Source organism: Bacillus sp. 9.4, assembly GCF_055486415.1.
The window spans coordinates 71781-87244 of sequence record NZ_JBVFMU010000002.1 but is presented as its reverse complement, the minus strand read 5'-3'; the positions used below and the strand labels follow the sequence as shown (position 1 = coordinate 87244).

The 15464-nt window shown below is 37.7% G+C and carries 19 protein-coding genes and 2 pseudogenes; 12 read left to right on the top strand and 9 right to left on the bottom strand.

The features are described from left to right. The first annotated feature begins 59 nt into the window (after positions 1-59). The 3 genes and pseudogenes from xylA to ACZ07B_RS07245 all read left to right on the top strand — a co-directional run. Complete coding sequence (xylA, locus tag ACZ07B_RS07255) at positions 60-1397, top strand: xylose isomerase (protein ID WP_464877059.1); 1338 nt, start codon at positions 60-62, stop codon at positions 1395-1397. A gap of 150 nt (positions 1398-1547) precedes the next feature. Beyond that, positions 1548-3047 (top strand): xylulokinase, encoded by a 1500-nt coding sequence (gene xylB, locus ACZ07B_RS07250; RefSeq protein ID WP_464877058.1) that lies wholly within the window; start codon positions 1548-1550, stop codon positions 3045-3047. A 172-nt stretch (positions 3048-3219) separates the two neighbouring features. Beyond that, positions 3220-3307, top strand: a pseudogene (locus tag ACZ07B_RS07245) (glycoside hydrolase family 11 protein); the annotation flags it as partial. Between the two features lie 293 nt (positions 3308-3600). Here the strand turns inward: ACZ07B_RS07245 and yncB are convergent. Further along, positions 3601-4236 carry an endonuclease YncB gene (yncB, locus tag ACZ07B_RS07240; RefSeq protein ID WP_464877057.1) on the bottom strand — a complete coding sequence of 212 codons (636 nt, stop codon included), beginning with the start codon at positions 4234-4236 and terminating at the stop codon, positions 3601-3603. 411 nt (positions 4237-4647) lie between these two features. On the opposite strand from yncB, the gene ACZ07B_RS07235 reads away from it, so the two are divergent. Continuing rightward, positions 4648-6063 carry a sugar porter family MFS transporter gene (locus tag ACZ07B_RS07235; RefSeq protein WP_464877056.1) on the top strand — a complete coding sequence of 472 codons (1416 nt, stop codon included), beginning with the start codon at positions 4648-4650 and terminating at the stop codon, positions 6061-6063. A gap of 58 nt (positions 6064-6121) precedes the next feature. Here the strand turns inward: ACZ07B_RS07235 and alr are convergent, their stop codons facing one another. Then, positions 6122-7306 carry an alanine racemase gene (gene alr / locus ACZ07B_RS07230; protein ID WP_021479223.1) on the bottom strand — a complete coding sequence of 395 codons (1185 nt, stop codon included), beginning with the start codon at positions 7304-7306 and terminating at the stop codon, positions 6122-6124. 461 nt (positions 7307-7767) lie between these two features. Between alr and ACZ07B_RS07225 the strand changes: the two genes are divergently transcribed. Both ACZ07B_RS07225 and dutA read left to right on the top strand, forming a co-directional pair. After that, positions 7768-8229 carry a DUF2691 family protein gene (locus tag ACZ07B_RS07225; RefSeq protein ID WP_264099865.1) on the top strand — a complete coding sequence of 154 codons (462 nt, stop codon included), beginning with the start codon at positions 7768-7770 and terminating at the stop codon, positions 8227-8229. Between the two features lie 29 nt (positions 8230-8258). Beyond that, positions 8259-8693, top strand: a complete 435-nt coding sequence (gene dutA / locus ACZ07B_RS07220) for a dUTP diphosphatase DutA (RefSeq protein ID WP_130572404.1) — start codon at positions 8259-8261, stop codon at positions 8691-8693. A 641-nt stretch (positions 8694-9334) separates the two neighbouring features. Here the strand turns inward: dutA and cotU are convergent. Further along, on the bottom strand, positions 9335-9598 hold the full coding sequence (cotU, locus tag ACZ07B_RS07215) for a spore coat protein CotU (protein WP_464877055.1): 264 nt from the start codon (positions 9596-9598) through the stop codon (positions 9335-9337). 401 nt (positions 9599-9999) lie between these two features. Here cotU and ACZ07B_RS07210 point away from each other — a divergent pair, with 401 nt between their 5' ends. Both ACZ07B_RS07210 and ACZ07B_RS07205 read left to right on the top strand, forming a co-directional pair. Beyond that, on the top strand, positions 10000-10164 hold the full coding sequence (locus tag ACZ07B_RS07210) for a hypothetical protein (RefSeq protein ID WP_003231643.1): 165 nt from the start codon (positions 10000-10002) through the stop codon (positions 10162-10164). Positions 10165-10438: 274 nt separating this feature from the next. Next, complete coding sequence (locus tag ACZ07B_RS07205) at positions 10439-11278, top strand: thymidylate synthase (RefSeq protein WP_464877054.1); 840 nt, start codon at positions 10439-10441, stop codon at positions 11276-11278. A gap of 122 nt (positions 11279-11400) precedes the next feature. On the opposite strand, the gene ACZ07B_RS07200 is transcribed toward ACZ07B_RS07205, so the two are convergent. From ACZ07B_RS07200 to tatAC, 5 genes are all read right to left on the bottom strand, one after another. Beyond that, complete coding sequence (locus ACZ07B_RS07200; protein ID WP_119123060.1) at positions 11401-11688, bottom strand: hypothetical protein; 288 nt, start codon at positions 11686-11688, stop codon at positions 11401-11403. Positions 11689-11730: 42 nt separating this feature from the next. After that, positions 11731-12447 (bottom strand): YrpD family protein, encoded by a 717-nt coding sequence (locus ACZ07B_RS07195; RefSeq protein WP_160245214.1) that lies wholly within the window; start codon positions 12445-12447, stop codon positions 11731-11733. A 163-nt stretch (positions 12448-12610) separates the two neighbouring features. Beyond that, positions 12611-12967 carry a YoqO family protein gene (locus ACZ07B_RS07190; RefSeq protein ID WP_445214340.1) on the bottom strand — a complete coding sequence of 119 codons (357 nt, stop codon included), beginning with the start codon at positions 12965-12967 and terminating at the stop codon, positions 12611-12613. A gap of 244 nt (positions 12968-13211) precedes the next feature. Next, positions 13212-13436 (bottom strand): hypothetical protein, encoded by a 225-nt coding sequence (locus ACZ07B_RS07185; protein ID WP_015713994.1) that lies wholly within the window; start codon positions 13434-13436, stop codon positions 13212-13214. Between the two features lie 174 nt (positions 13437-13610). After that, positions 13611-13799: a twin-arginine translocase TatAC gene (gene tatAC, locus ACZ07B_RS07180; protein WP_003231634.1), complete on the bottom strand. Its 189-nt coding sequence runs from the start codon at positions 13797-13799 to the stop codon at positions 13611-13613. Positions 13800-13877: 78 nt separating this feature from the next. Here tatAC and ACZ07B_RS07175 point away from each other — a divergent pair. Both ACZ07B_RS07175 and ACZ07B_RS07170 read left to right on the top strand, forming a co-directional pair. Continuing rightward, positions 13878-14037: pseudogene (locus ACZ07B_RS07175) on the top strand (hypothetical protein). A 16-nt stretch (positions 14038-14053) separates the two neighbouring features. Continuing rightward, positions 14054-14452, top strand: a complete 399-nt coding sequence (locus tag ACZ07B_RS07170) for a hypothetical protein (RefSeq protein WP_464877053.1) — start codon at positions 14054-14056, stop codon at positions 14450-14452. Positions 14453-14515: 63 nt separating this feature from the next. On the opposite strand, the gene ACZ07B_RS07165 is transcribed toward ACZ07B_RS07170, so the two are convergent. After that, on the bottom strand, positions 14516-14950 hold the full coding sequence (locus tag ACZ07B_RS07165) for an SRPBCC family protein (RefSeq protein ID WP_003231627.1): 435 nt from the start codon (positions 14948-14950) through the stop codon (positions 14516-14518). Between the two features lie 149 nt (positions 14951-15099). Here ACZ07B_RS07165 and ACZ07B_RS07160 point away from each other — a divergent pair, with 149 nt between their 5' ends. After that, complete coding sequence (locus ACZ07B_RS07160; RefSeq protein ID WP_256683449.1) at positions 15100-15222, top strand: hypothetical protein; 123 nt, start codon at positions 15100-15102, stop codon at positions 15220-15222. Between the two features lie 37 nt (positions 15223-15259). Continuing rightward, on the top strand, positions 15260-15448 hold the full coding sequence (locus tag ACZ07B_RS07155) for a hypothetical protein (RefSeq protein WP_464877052.1): 189 nt from the start codon (positions 15260-15262) through the stop codon (positions 15446-15448). The last annotated feature ends 16 nt before the right edge of the window (positions 15449-15464 follow it).

The window sequence follows — 15464 nt, the reverse complement described above, 5'->3', positions numbered from 1 at the left end:
TAAAATGCATTTGTATTTGAATGATCATGTTTTGAATTTATTTTTAAGGGGGAAATCACATGGCTCAATCTCATTCCAGTTCAACCAACTATTTTGGAAGCGCAAACAAAGTGGTTTACGAAGGGAAAGATTCGACTAATCCTTTAGCATTTAAATATTATAATCCTCAAGAAGTAATCGGCGGAAAAACGATGAAAGAGCATTTGCGATTTTCTATTGCCTATTGGCATACATTTACCGCTGATGGCACAGACGTTTTTGGAGCAGCTACGATGCAAAGACCATGGGATCACTATAAAGGCATGGATCTAGCGAAGATGAGAGTAGAAGCAGCATTTGAGATGTTTGAAAAACTAGATGCACCATTCTTTGCTTTTCATGACAGGGATATTGCACCAGAAGGCAGTACGCTAAAAGAGACAAACCAAAATTTAGATATGATCGTGGGCATGATTAAAGATTACATGAGAAATAGCGGCGTTAAGCTATTATGGAATACCGCAAACATGTTTACGAATCCCCGTTTCGTCCATGGTGCCGCGACTTCTTGCAATGCAGATGTGTTTGCGTATGCTGCAGCACAAGTGAAAAAAGGGTTAGAAACAGCAAAAGAGCTTGGCGCTGAGAACTATGTATTTTGGGGCGGCCGTGAAGGATATGAAACATTGTTAAATACTGATTTAAAATTTGAGTTTGATAATTTGGCTAGATTTATGCATATGGCAGTGGATTATGCGAAGGAAATCGGGTACACAGGGCAGTTTTTGATTGAGCCAAAACCAAAAGAGCCGACCACCCATCAATACGATACAGATGCAGCAACAACCATTGCCTTTTTGAAGCAATATGGCTTAGACAATCATTTTAAATTAAATCTTGAAGCCAATCATGCCACATTAGCTGGGCATACATTCGAACATGAATTACGCATGGCAAGAGTACATGGTCTGCTTGGCTCTGTTGACGCAAACCAGGGTCATCCTCTTTTAGGCTGGGACACGGATGAATTTCCGACGGATTTATATTCTACGACATTAGCAATGTACGAAATCCTGCAAAATGGCGGCCTAGGAAGCGGCGGATTAAACTTTGACGCGAAGGTCAGAAGATCTTCTTTTGAGCTTGATGATCTAATATATGCCCATATTGCAGGGATGGATGCATTTGCAAGAGGATTGAAAGTTGCCCACAAATTAATCGAAGATCGTGTGTTTGAAGATGTGATTCAACATCGTTACCGCAGTTTTACTGAAGGGATTGGTCTTGAAATTATAGAAGGAAGAGCTAATTTCCACACACTTGAGCAATATGCGCTAAATCATAAATCAATTAAAAACGAATCTGGAAGACAGGAGAAATTAAAAGCGATATTGAACCAATACATTTTAGAAGTATAACAGGATAAGCTCCAGATCCTGCTATCAATACCAAGTCACTGAATTACCCGTCATGATTCCTTTCCTATTGCTTGTTGTTATGACGGGTAACTTCTATAATTAGGATTTATTTAGAGTGAATGGTTTTTTAAAAGGGCAAGGAGTGAAAAAATGAAGTATGTCATTGGAATAGATCTTGGAACGAGTGCTGTTAAAACCATTTTAGTTAACCAAAACGGCAAGGTTTGTGCAGAAACGTCCAAAAGGTATCCGCTTATCCAAGAGAAGGCGGGATATAGTGAGCAAAATCCTGAAGACTGGGTGCAGCAAACAATTGAAGCATTGGCTGAATTGGTTTCTATATCCAATGTTCAAGCCAAGGATATTGACGGGATAAGCTATTCGGGACAAATGCATGGATTAGTACTGCTTGATAAAGATTGTCAGGTGTTACGTAATGCAATTCTTTGGAATGATACCAGAACAACGCCTCAATGTATAAGGATGACCGAGAAATTTGGCGATCATCTTCTTGACATCACAAAAAACCGTGTTTTAGAAGGGTTTACATTACCTAAAATGTTATGGGTGAAGGAACATGAACCTGAACTTTTTAAAAAAACTGCTGTGTTTTTGCTTCCGAAAGACTATGTGAGATTCCGTATGACCGGTGCCATTCACACCGAATACTCCGATGCAGCAGGAACTTTACTTTTACATATTACTCGCAAGGAGTGGAGCAATGATTTTTGCAATCAAATTGGTATTTCTGCAGATATTTGTCCTCCGCTTGTTGAATCTCATGATTGTGTAGGATCGCTGCTTCCGCACGCTGCCGCGAAGACCGGGCTATTAGAAAAAACAAAAGTGTACGCTGGGGGAGCAGATAATGCTTGCGGCGCTATTGGAGCAGGTATCCTTTCTTCCGGAAAAACTTTATGCAGTATTGGGACCTCAGGGGTCATACTTTCCTACGAAGAAGAAAAAGAAAGAGACTTTAAAGGGAAAGTCCACTTTTTTAATCATGGAAAAAAGGATTCTTTTTATACGATGGGCGTCACGCTCGCTGCAGGATACAGCTTGGACTGGTTTAAAAGAACGTTTGCACCAAACGAATCGTTTGAGCAATTATTGCAGGGCGTGGAAGCTATTCCGATAGGAGCCAATGGACTGCTATACACTCCTTATTTGGTTGGTGAAAGAACGCCGCATGCTGATTCTTCTATTCGGGGAAGCTTGATCGGAATGGATGGAGCCCACAATAGAAAGCACTTTTTGAGGGCAATAATGGAAGGTATCACATTCTCTTTACATGAATCAATTGAGCTATTCCGCGAAGCGGGAAAATCAGTTCATACTGTTGTTTCTATTGGTGGAGGAGCTAAAAATGATACGTGGCTGCAAATGCAAGCTGATATTTTCAATGCGAGGGTGATTAAGTTAGAAAATGAACAAGGGCCAGCTATGGGAGCTGCAATGCTGGCTGCCTTTGGAAGCGGTTGGTTTGAATCCCTTGAAGAATGTGCAGAGCAGTTCATTCGTGAGGCTGCTGCATTTTATCCAAAGGCACAAAATGTTCAAAAATATAAAACACTATTTGATTTGTATAAGAACATTTACACTCACACAAAGGATCTCAATACAGCTTTGAAGAGCTTTCGAAAAAACTAATGATGTTATTGTCCGGAGATCAACCGAAGAACAATTAATGATTAATCATCAAAGGCCTTTGATGTCATTTCTAATCACAAAACACTAAGCTATTACAATAGTAACTAAACTCATTGCAGGAACAATAATATAACTACCATGGCTGCCTTCTATTAAAAGATGGTGAGAATAAGGTATCGCAACCTTTAAACAGTATTGGAGTGTCCAGCAGACAAAACGAACGAGCGGAACCGTATTCTGTCAGCGAACACTTCAAGAAGTGAGAAAGCTTAGAAATGCCAATGGGTAAGATGTATGAAACCGCGCTAACGACGGTAGAGGAATCTCTTGATTTATGATGAAATAGGAAGGATGTTTATACACAAATAACCCCCTCACATTGACGTGAAGGGGTATTTTTTATTGTTACTATACAGCGGAAATTTTACAAGTATAGTTGCATGATTTTAGCTTGATAAGCAGAATGGAAACTAGACACGCCATCATCTCTTTCTAATTCTTTGGAAACTGCATTCTGCTAGGTTTGCTGCTTTTTTTAACAAACAGTGTTTTTCTATTTCACACAGCCATTAAATCCTCTGTTCGTCACATAACCGCTCTTACTCCAAATTGACAGTTTATCTGATTTTGCTTCTTGCTCATCTAGTCTGAATTGGTCTATGTATTTTGTGTTAGGCTCATATACATATGCTACTCTGGCCAATCCCTCTTTCAATAATGTCTCTTGAACAGATTTGCCGTCAACATAAACGTATGCTAACAGTCTTCTATACTTATCTCTGCGATCGCCTTTATCAAATTCCAGCTGTAGCTTACCGCTGTTGACCAATTCTTTATTTCGTTTCGACGCATCCTCACCGTATGGTTGAACACAAGAATTTGGTTTCTTCGTCTCAGGTGTATCAACGAGCAAGTAGCGAACTGTGTCTTTCTTTCCGTTGTAAATAACCTTAATCGTATCTCCATCTATTGCTCTATCTAATGTAACATCGATCAATTTCTTATGATTTTTTGAATGAGGCGTGCCAGCCTTTTGTTCTGTCTGATTATATTCATTAGATTGAGTATCTTGAGAGACTTGCTCCGTCCCATTAGAATCTGAATGGTTTTTGGCTGCGTGATTTGATCCGCAAGCTGCCAAAGTAATACTTAAAACGATTGCGATCATACTGATCAAAATCTTCTTCATATTGATTCCCTCTTTATCATTTTCTCTTTTCGCGATTAAACATCATCATTATAACGATATGGACATTTTTTGTGAATGGAAAACTTCAAGGGAACTTATAACACTCAAATTGCCAATGGTTAACTTCATAATAAGATGATCAAAACATAACCATCACATAGCGGAAATAAATAATTCCGAAAAAAATATTGACTGAAAATGCTTTTGGAATTATGATAATATGAGAAATGACAATAATGTGACAAAAACATTACTACAACATAACAACTAATAACTTATGTTTATTCTATTGGCTAAAATGTAAACGGTTACAAATCCAGAGGCGAAAATCTAAGATAGAGATGACGTTAGTTTTGACTCAATATCCACACTGAAAGAGCTTATTAAGTATTCTTAATAAAGGCAGGGGAAATGGATATGAATGAACATCGAAATCGAAGGTTGAAATTAATAATGATTTCAGCAACTTTTGGAGGGCTTCTCTTTGGATATGACACCGGAGTTATAAATGGAGCTTTACCTTTTATGGCAAGGCCAGATCAGCTTGATTTAACACCGGTTACAGAAGGGCTTGTTACGAGTATTCTTTTATTAGGTGCCGCGTTTGGAGCGTTGTTATGCGGAAGATTGGCTGATCGATATGGCCGACGTAAAATGATCCTTAATCTTTCCTTTTTATTTTTCCTGGCATCACTGGGAACAGCGTTAGCACCTAATGTTTTACTCATGGCGGCCTTTCGTTTTTTACTGGGGCTGGCTGTTGGAGGAGCCTCGGCGATGGTACCGGCCTTTTTAGCAGAAATGGCACCGCATGAAAAGAGAGGGCGTATGGTAACCCAAAATGAACTAATGATTGTTGGCGGGCAATTTTTAGCATATGTTTTTAATGCGATCCTCGGTGTAACAATGGCAAATACGGGACATGTTTGGAGATACATGCTAGTCATTTGTGCTGTTCCGGCTATTATGTTATTTGCCAGTATGCTTAAGGTCCCAGAAAGCCCGCGATGGCTAATCTCCAAAGGCAAAAACAGTGAGGCGCTGCGAGTTCTTAAACAAATTCGAGAAGATAAACGTGCAGAAGCTGAATGTAGAGAAATTCAAGAAGCGGTAGAAAAAGATACAACACTAGAAAAGGCATCACTCAAGGACTTTTCTACACCATGGCTGCGCCGTCTTTTATGGATTGGAATCGGTGTTGCCATCGTGAATCAAATTACAGGTGTGAATTCGATTATGTATTATGGCACACAAATCCTTAAAGAATCTGGTTTTGGTACAAAAGCGGCTTTAATCGCTAATATTGGAAATGGGCTGATATCAGTTATTGCAGTTATATTTGGGATTTGGCTGGTCGGAAAAGTGAGACGGCGTCCAATATTATTGATTGGTTTGGCGGGGACGACTACAGCGCTCCTATTGATTGCGATTTTCTCAATTGTGCTTGATGGATCTATGGCACTTCCTTATGTAGTGCTTTCTTTGACCGTTTTATTTCTTGCCTTTATGCAAGGGTGTGTAGGACCTGTGACTTGGCTTGTCATAGCGGAAATATTCCCTCAAAGGTTAAGGGGACTTGGTTCTGGGATAAGTGTTTTTTTCCTTTGGATATTAAACTTTGTGATCGGTTTTGCTTTCCCGATCTTGCTTAGCTCTGTAGGTTTGTCTTTTACATTCTTTATATTTGTGGCTTTAGGTGTATTGGCAATCGGTTTTGTATACAAATTCATGCCGGAAACAAAAGGGCGTACACTTGAAGAATTAGAAGAGCATTTTCGTTCTCGACACGATCATAATACTCCTGAACAATCAATTATTGAGGTATAAATATGTTGAAAATCTCTCTTCTTATAGGAGGGATTTTGTTTCAGCATTTTAAGATGTTCTACACGTATAATACTGGAGTTGATACTTTAAAAATCTCGCCATCTCTTATATAAAAACGAGGGATGCGGCGGCTTAATGTAGACACGACTTCATAGTTAATCGTATTAAGCATTTCAGCCACTTCATCAACGGAAATCTCGGCTCCTTTTTGCTTACCGTAAATCACGACTTCTTCTCCTTGTTTACCTTCACCGTTTTCTCCTAAACTGACCATGATCATATCCATTGTTACTCTTCCCGCCACTGGCACTCGTTTTCCGCGATGAAGAACAAACCCGCGATTGGAAAGGGCACGAGAATAGCCGTCAGCATAGCCAATCGGGAGTGTAGCAATTACTTCATTAGGTTCTGCGACGTATGTAGCACCATAGCTAACGGTTCGGGGTTCTGTACGCATGGTTTTCACATAAGCGATGCGCGCCTTTAAACTTAACGCAGGTTCAAGCTTAACGAGATTTAGTTGTTTAATATAGGCTGAAGGATATAAACCATATAAGCCGATACCTAAACGGATCATATCAGCGCTAAATTCCGGAAATGCGATAGCTGCAGCCGTGTTGCACATATGCACAGTGGGCAGCTCAATCCCCTGTTTTTTTAAAAAGCTGAGAAAACTGATGAATTTTTCGTGCTGCAGCTTTGTGAGTGTTGTGTCCGGTTCATCAGCTGTCGAAAAATGTGTGAAAATTCCTGTCCATCTGAGGAATTTACTTGCCTTTAAGGCTTTCACTACTTCTAAAAGTTCTTCCTTTGTGCGTACACCTAATCGTCCCATGCCGGTATCCACGTTAATATGAATGGCCAGCCGGTTAGCACTCGCTTCTTTTTCCAATATCTCGTTTGCTTCTTTCATCCAATCAACCTGAAATGCTGATAATGTTATATTCCAAGCTGCTGACTTCTTTACACAACTAAGGGATGTAAAACCAAGCACAAGGATAGGTGCTGTAATCCCAGCTTTTCGTAAAACGATTCCTTCCTCCACACTGGCAACAGCGAGCTCACTCGCCCCGTGTTCCAGTGCATGGCGTGCCACTTCTATAGACCCGTGACCATAACCGTTCGCTTTTACGACAGCCATAATTTTGCTCTTATGTGGAATATGACGGCGGATCGCTCGCAAATTCTTTTTAACGGCATCAAGATTGACTTCGATCCAAACTTCTCGGCAAAGCTTTATCATCAACGCTTCCTTCCTTCTTATGGATTGTAAATACCACCTATTGCCGCAAGAATAAATGTTAATTGTTGGATGATTCGATCTTATTTTATTCAACTTTATTTGAAATCATTCAACAGCAAATCCATGTGATACGAGAAGGTGCTTATCAATGTTCGAATAGCAAGTACGGGATACATGAGGCTTGTAAGTGGGGTGTTAATGGATACGGCGACCGAGGATTACAAAAATGATTATTTGTTTTGGGACATTTTTTTCTAAGGGTAGATGATAACGAGAAATCTAATCAGGAAATACTTACCGTTGTTATGAACATTGGAAGAACCTTTTAAATGAGAAGGGCTGAGGAAATTCTGTAAAAGATAATCGGTTGAAAAGGCAGTCGATTCCTTGTTCCATAAACCTAACATCAGAGTATATAATTAAACTCGTATTCACAAAAATCGTTTAAGTAAGGGGTATACATGAATAGGGGAGTTAGTTTTCAAATACCGAATGAATATGGAAATTTTCTATGGAGAATACTGCGGCCGGTAGAAATAGCTAATTATAGGTGGCAAACGAGTGGGGAATCTTATTTTGTTGTAGAAGGAGAGCTCGATGATGAGGAGCTTTTTCATGACTACGCAATTGTTGAAGGGGCAGTTTTTGAGCAACAATTAAAAACGAATCAGTACTATACCATTTTCGTTGAACTGAAAGCATTTCCATATGGAAAAATGGTTAATCAAGTCAATACATATGAAGAGTTTGCTGACAGTGATTGCGAACTTGTCCTTTTGATAGCAGATAATAGCTACGTTTCGATTTACTGTAAAAACAAAAATATCATTGAAAAACTGTACTTCAATGCTTTACAGAATGATTTTGAAGACGTTCAATTTATAACTGATGAAAATGACACAAGAACAAGCCTTACTGTATGATAGTCAATAAAAATTAAAGGAGCTAGTACATGACAATGCAAATTAAAATCAAGTATCTAGATGAAACACAAACAAGAATAAGCAAAATTGAGCAGGGAGACTGGATTGATCTTCGGGCAGCTGAAGATGTAACTATCAAAAAAGATGAATTTCAGCTTGTCCCATTAGGTGTTGCAATGGAACTGCCTGAAGGTTACGAAGCACATGTCGTCCCTCGTTCAAGTACATATAAGAACTTTGGCGTTATTCAAACAAATTCAATGGGTGTTATCGATGAGTCATATAAGGGAGACAACGATTTCTGGTTCTTTCCTGCTTATGCATTGCGTGATACTGAAATTAAGAAGGGTGATCGTATCTGCCAGTTTAGAATCATGAAGAAAATGCCGGCGGTTGAATTGGTTGAAGTCGAGCATTTGGGAAACGAGGATAGAGGAGGACTCGGTTCAACAGGTACGAAGTAAACAAAATAAATCCTTGGCTGTCTTCATGCTGTGTGATTGATCAATGGAGGTTTCAGCCAAGGTACATATAAATATTATGTATAAAATGAATATTTTAATACGAAGGATTTAATTAAAAACAAATTTTAAAAAGGGAAGTTTTGAAAAAGTGAAATAGTAATAACTAAAGTCGATAAAGAACCTAAAGATGTCAAAGAAACAATTTTTCTGGTGCTTTGCTTTTTTGAAGGTTTACTTAGCTCGTGGATAACTGCGCCCCATAAAAGCATGGATGCTAAAATTATAATACTTATATACATATAGATGCTCCTTTTATTATATTTACAGTTTTTACATTTTTATCATTTTTACCACATTTAGGAATGAGTTGTCGATGAAACAAGCATCTCTATAAAGAAATACTTTTATCTAAATTTTTATAAGTAGGGGAAGGCAACTAAAAACTAGTAATGCCACTAATAATAAGCCAAGTTAAATGACTTGTGTTCATTAATAATTGAATTTACATCAGCCTTGAGACAAGTTCAAAATATAAGATGAAATGAGACATAAGACTTCACAAAAAAATCTGAGAATCGTCGATAAATATCATAAAAAAGCCCCCGGTATGTCGTCGGGGAATAAATAGACGTTTAAGAGATTTAGTAATGTTTTTTATATGATTCGACAAAATCATAATAATGATCATCGTCATCATGATACTTTTTTTCGTAATGATAATCGTGATCATCGTAATACTTTTTATCATGGTCATCATACTTTTTGTCGTAATCAAAATGTTTTTTATCATGATCATAATACTTCTTGTCGCAATCATAATGCTTCTTATCATTGTCGTAATACTTTTTGTAATATGTTTTTTTCCAAGTGTAATACTCTTCTTTATATTTTTTATAATAACCCAATTAAATTCCTCCTTTATGTTATTCGAATTTAATTTATGAAGTTTAAATGATATGGTATGGTCAAATGAAATAAGAATAGTAAAAAGAGGCTGTTTAAAACACTTTCTGAAAAACAAAACGGATAGCTGTTTATGAAAATAAGAGCGAGAGAGAGCACTCAATCACTGTAAAATAATAGTAAAGTGTATAGAGAAGATTAATATACGTAAAAAGGGACTTTCTCATTGAAGAATATTTGAACGTTATGGTTAAGATTCAAGAGCTCTATGATGTGATTTTTCACACTGCTTCTGAAGGATTTAAAGTTAGACGTCAAAAAGCAGCAAAACCGGTTAGAAACAGATCATATAAGGAATGAACCGCTGCCAAATATCATAAAAAAGTTGTTAATGATCAAATGAATGAAATTAGAGAGAATTTATTTTAAAGAAAGCCCAATTGCACATGGACAAATGACAATTGATATTGAGGTAAAATACAATGCATTAAATCAGAAAAAGCTATTGGAGGATTTAATGTGTTTAGACAATTTCCAATTTGGTATACACAAACACCTAACTATTTGAATTTTTATGTGCCGCAATATCAAACCATTTCTTATAATCCTCAACAATGTTATCAACGGTGTATGTACCAAACTGGCGGTAACTATGAGCTATGTGACAGACTATGTTATGGAGAAATACAGGTGTAAAAGAGGGGGGATTAACTCCTCTTTAAACACACAGTGAGTGGAATAAGATCCTCACTTTATCTGCAAGTGCTTAGTATTTGCGATAATATTGCATTCGTAATAAATTATGCTTAGCAACTGAAAATGAAAGAAGGATATGAATAGTCATGACGCAATTCGATAAACAATACAATTCAATTATAAAGGATATTATCAATAATGGAATCTCAGACGAAGAGTTTGATGTAAGAACCAAGTGGGACTCAGATGGAACACCGGCACATACTCTAAGTGTAATCAGTAAGCAAATGAGATTCGACAACTCAGAGGTTCCGATTTTAACGACAAAAAAGGTTGCCTGGAAAACAGCCATTAAAGAGTTGCTCTGGATTTGGCAGCTGAAATCTAATGATGTTAATGATTTAAACAAGATGAGCGTACATATTTGGGATCAATGGAAACAAGAAGACGGCACCATCGGACATGCATATGGATTTCAGTTGGGGAAGAAAAACAGAAGTCTAAATGGAGAAAAAGTGGATCAGGTAGACTATCTTCTTCATCAATTGAAGAACAATCCATCTTCACGCAGACACATTACAATGCTGTGGAATCCTGATGAATTAGACACAATGGCCTTAACGCCATGTGTATACGAGACACAATGGTACGTTAAACATGGGAAACTCCACCTTGAGGTAAGAGCACGGAGCAATGATATGGCATTGGGAAATCCATTCAATGTATTCCAGTATAATGTGTTGCAGCGCATGATTGCTCAAGTGACTGGTTATGAGCTTGGTGAATATATCTTTAACATTGGGGATTGCCATGTGTACACACGTCATATAGACAATTTGAAAATCCAAATGGAAAGAGAACAATTTGAAGCACCTGAACTATGGATCAATCCTGAAGTGAAAGATTTTTATGACTTTACCATTGATGATTTCAAGTTAATCAACTATAAACATGGGGACAAGCTTTTATTTGAGGTAGCGGTTTAATGCTGCCTTTTTATTGTGCAGTGAATAGATAGCAGGTATCCTAATTTCATTAAGCAATCTGGAAGATGAATAAAAATTGAAGGACAAACACGTATAATACATAAAAAAGATTAACTCTACAGTTAATCTTTTTTATTCAGAAGAAAATATCCTAACTTTGAAACTAAATACAAAGTAAAAGCAATCATTACAGTTCTAGATATTACAATTCCATGAATAGCTAGATCATATCCAGCAGGTATCAACGCATTTGTATTACACATAAAATATATAGATATTAGAAGTGCTACAATAACTAAAATCATTCCAAAAAGACTTGTTTTTTCATATTTCATACCAATTTCCACCCTTATTAAAGTTAGGTTTAAACAAAAGAGCTGAAGAAACGAACTATGACCAGTATGCTCCAAGGAAAACCGCCAGACAATGCTGGCGGCTTTTTGCTGCTTCGTTTATTTATTAACAGAGATCGTAACGTTATTTCCTGCAACAGAAACCTTTGCGAAATCCTGTGTATCTACCACAGGAGTGACGGCTTTATTGTCGATTGTGATGTTGTTAAAAGATGTCGAAAAGGTTGCTTTGATCGCATCACGCTGGCTTTCATACGAAACAGCCGCGGTAGCAAGGGTTTTCCATTTTGAAATCGTGCCGATGTTGGTTCCTTGAATTTCTGTGATAATCCGTCCGGTGTAGCCGTCATTGTTCGTTCCCCAAAGGGTCATGCGCGTATTGCCGCTTAAATTTTTATAGATTGTCATTTGGACTGTGCTTCCAGGGCGGAAGCCTTTATTGTATGTGAATTTGTCTTTTCCTTCGATGTACGTTTCTTCATTTTTGGACCCAACCTTCATGAGGGGCTTCCAGACGTTGTATTGTTTGCTGTACTGAAGCCCGATATCGGCTTCAGTTCCGCTTGTTGCCCTAAATCCTGAATAAATATAAGGAGTAGAGACCGTATCATATTTTACAGTGTCAGGAAGATTGATTTTAGCTGTAAAAACGGCGCCTGTACTATTCAGATAGGCGCGGCCGCCGATTCCCTTAGGCAGCTGTGATGCTGCTTTTGCGACTTGAGCATCTGCCGCGGGCAAGCCTGGTATACCTGATGGAAGTGTTCCGAAAAGAATGGCTGTTCCTACTGCACTTGCAATCAATATTTTTTTCACTCAAATTCCCCCTTTTGATAGTGATTTCGTCATTTATTATACCTTATTTTGGAACTGGATTGATGTATATAAATAAACAAAATATTTCATTTTGAGTGATGTAAGGGACGAAACGCTTCTCCAATCTGAAAGCTATGTAACTTTATCAGAGGAAAGAACGAGATCACAATCGTTTTAACCGATTTGAAATTTTCCCCAAAATAAAAGTACAAATGCTTAAAGAAACGATCATTAAAAGAATGCCCGCTATCGTTTCCCAGCCTGTAAAAAAGAGGTGACGTTTCATCAATGTCTGTCCTTGTAAAATGATAAAAGCACAGATACCGACTAAGAAAAGAAAACAAATACTTAGGATTGCTAACGCTTTACGTGAGTATGTTTTCATTTCATCTTTAAAATACAGCAATACGAAAACAAAGCAGATAACATTAGCTATTGTTCTTATCACCTCAAAGCTTATCATGACAACTGATATAAATAGACAAAGTAAAATGAGATAAAATACGATGTTTCTATACAAAAAACCTCTCCTTTTATGTATGATCCTCAAAGAGTTTATAAAAGTTTCTTTGTAACTGCAATAAACTGAATGCGCTCATTTATGAACTAACTAAACTATGTACTAAATATTCATTATTCTTTTTTGGATTCAGTCACCAAGGTTTTCATAGAAAGGGAAGCTTCAGAAATATACATATAGTGCACAAACAAAAAAGACCCGGCAATAGCCGGGGAAAGTAAAAACGAGGAGATGTTAATGGCGTTTAGTAGTGTTTTTTATGCTTTTTATACTCTACAACATAATCATAGTCTTTTTTATCATGATCATAATATTTTTTATCATAGTCATCATATTTTTTGTCGTAATCACAGTCATCATATTTTTTATCATGGTGGTCATAGTATTTTTTATCATATTCGTAATACTTCTTATAATACGTTTTTTTGACCGTATAATACTCTTCTTTGTATTTTTTGTAATAACCCATATATACTCCTCCTTTATTTTTACTACGCTTTATTATACGGCGAGTAGATTTTGCGGCTTGGACAGTTAAAATCATAGAATGAAAAAAGGGCTGTCCAAATGATAAAAAAAGTCAGATGACACAGAAACAAATCAAAATAAAGAGCCGATTTTTCATCGGCCCAAACGATTTATCCTACATTTGTTTATCTTCTTTGTTTTCTGAGTCATTTTTTCTGATATCCTGAGTCAGTCCGCTTGTTGCTTGTTTAAATTCTGATAAGGCTTTTCCTGCTGCACGGCCAAGCGCTGGCAGTTTATCAGGCCCAAATACTAAAAAACCCACAAACAAAATAACGAGTATTTTTGTGAAGCTTAATTCCATATCCTTTTCCCCCTGATTGAAGTACAACCTTTTAAACAAATTATAAGAGATAGCAGTACAAATGGGAATGCATTTATTTTGAACATTTTAAAACCAGCACAAAGACGGATTCATAAAACGGCTGCTGCTGAATATAATGTCCAATGCCACCTGCCTAAGAAGCAGGGAGGCAGGCTGGATCAATTATGTAGCTCTGCCGGAAATGATACAAACGTATCTGAGGCTATCATTCAAATAGAGGAGTGGTGTAGCTGATGAGATTCACTAAGGTAGTTGGATTTTTGTCTGTTATAGGGTTGGCTGCGGTTTTTCCATTAACGGCACAAGCAGAAAAAGCCGGAACTGCGGGGGCTGGAGAGTGGGATAAGTTGGGGACTTACACATATACTTACTCAAGTCCGACGGTATACTCGACCGGAGGAGATTTTAGAGTTTGCCTTTCAGGAAGCACTCCTTTTTCTGTTTCACTGCACTTATATGAGGATGATCCCGATGACAATCCTGATGATTATGTAGGGGCAAACTATTTTTCACCCGGAGAATGCCACACATTTGGCAGTATTGGAAAATTTGTAGATGGAAGCAATAACAAGGCCGAGTTCTTTGTTACCGATTACTCTGGTAAATCTAAAACTGTTACGTTTTATGATTGATGGACTCAAATTGTGAAGTATAACCCTTGGAAAAAACAAAAAAGAGAGATACCTCTCTCTTTTTTATTCTTCGACAGCCTTACGAAGCCGTTCATTTACAATGCCAGTCCAGCCGCCATCCATCTTACCGCGAACGACGGAGCTTTTCTCGTTTGCTTTGCCGATCACTTCATTCGGCTCTTTCCAGCCGCTGTGAATAAGGGTAAACCCTGTCTTTTCCCCCAAGTCTTCTAATTGAAAGGTAACGACCCATCCTTCTGTATCCCATTCAAAAGAAAGTTCAGTTGGAGCTTGAACAGCCAAAACTTTACAAGGGGACGGCCCAAACGGCGATTGTAAGTGAAATTCTTGTCCTTCTTTGAGCTGAAAGTCATTGGGCATAAACCACTTGGCAATGCCTTCTGAAGTAGAGACTGTCTCCCAGACTTTCTGAATGGGAGCCTCCAGGGTAATGCTTTTTGTAATATCCGGTAATGCATTTTCGTTGTTTTGAGCCATTTCGTTTACCTCTTGACATATGATGTTTTTTTCAATTCAATCATATAATAACTAATAAGATCATGTCCATAGCGTGCATTAATTATGCTAGAGCTGCTGTTGAACAGCGTGTCAGTCGCCAGTCTGATCTGTGAATGGGAGAATTCTGCATGCACGAAAAAGAGAGAGATGTGTATATTGTCATTTCGTTCATTCTTGTTTGCTCAGCCGCAACTGTTATGTTTGAACCGGAATTCCTGTTCAGCCAATTTATTTTGCGATTTTTGTTTTAATAGTAAATGTGCCATTTTCTAAAACAGGAGGTTTTTTATGCTTGGAAAAATCAAAACAGCCATTGATAACAGTCCAGGGAAGCCGGCCAGAATTATAGTTAGTGAAAAAGTGTTTCAGCAATTAGAGGAAGAAATGCGCTTTGTTTACGTATCCAAACCGAAAACGATAATGGGGATTCCTGTGGAAGTTTCAGATCAGGCAGAAAGCTTCAAGCTGGAATTTTAGTTTATCCCAGACTGCT

What these genes read in the sequence shown, in the direction of transcription:
- ACZ07B_RS07165 (WP_003231627.1), bottom strand. Translation starts at nt 14,950, where the DNA reads ATGGCTCAAAACAACGAAAATGCATTACCGGATATTACAAAAAGCATT.
- ACZ07B_RS07170 (WP_464877053.1), top strand. Translation starts at nt 14,054, where the DNA reads ATGAGATTCACTAAGGTAGTTGGATTTTTGTCTGTTATAGGGTTGGCT.
- ACZ07B_RS07210 (WP_003231643.1), top strand. Translation starts at nt 10,000, where the DNA reads ATGAAATTAGAGAGAATTTATTTTAAAGAAAGCCCAATTGCACATGGA.
- ACZ07B_RS07235 (WP_464877056.1), top strand. Translation starts at nt 4,648, where the DNA reads ATGGATATGAATGAACATCGAAATCGAAGGTTGAAATTAATAATGATT.
- xylA (WP_464877059.1), top strand. Translation starts at nt 60, where the DNA reads ATGGCTCAATCTCATTCCAGTTCAACCAACTATTTTGGAAGCGCAAAC.
- yncB (WP_464877057.1), bottom strand. Translation starts at nt 4,236, where the DNA reads ATGAAGAAGATTTTGATCAGTATGATCGCAATCGTTTTAAGTATTACT.
- ACZ07B_RS07155 (WP_464877052.1), top strand. Translation starts at nt 15,260, where the DNA reads ATGCTTGGAAAAATCAAAACAGCCATTGATAACAGTCCAGGGAAGCCG.
- ACZ07B_RS07225 (WP_264099865.1), top strand. Translation starts at nt 7,768, where the DNA reads ATGAATAGGGGAGTTAGTTTTCAAATACCGAATGAATATGGAAATTTT.
- tatAC (WP_003231634.1), bottom strand. Translation starts at nt 13,799, where the DNA reads ATGGAATTAAGCTTCACAAAAATACTCGTTATTTTGTTTGTGGGTTTT.
- ACZ07B_RS07185 (WP_015713994.1), bottom strand. Translation starts at nt 13,436, where the DNA reads ATGGGTTATTACAAAAAATACAAAGAAGAGTATTATACGGTCAAAAAA.
- dutA (WP_130572404.1), top strand. Translation starts at nt 8,259, where the DNA reads ATGACAATGCAAATTAAAATCAAGTATCTAGATGAAACACAAACAAGA.
- alr (WP_021479223.1), bottom strand. Translation starts at nt 7,306, where the DNA reads ATGATAAAGCTTTGCCGAGAAGTTTGGATCGAAGTCAATCTTGATGCC.
- xylB (WP_464877058.1), top strand. Translation starts at nt 1,548, where the DNA reads ATGAAGTATGTCATTGGAATAGATCTTGGAACGAGTGCTGTTAAAACC.
- ACZ07B_RS07160 (WP_256683449.1), top strand. Translation starts at nt 15,100, where the DNA reads ATGCACGAAAAAGAGAGAGATGTGTATATTGTCATTTCGTTCATTCTT.
- ACZ07B_RS07205 (WP_464877054.1), top strand. Translation starts at nt 10,439, where the DNA reads ATGACGCAATTCGATAAACAATACAATTCAATTATAAAGGATATTATC.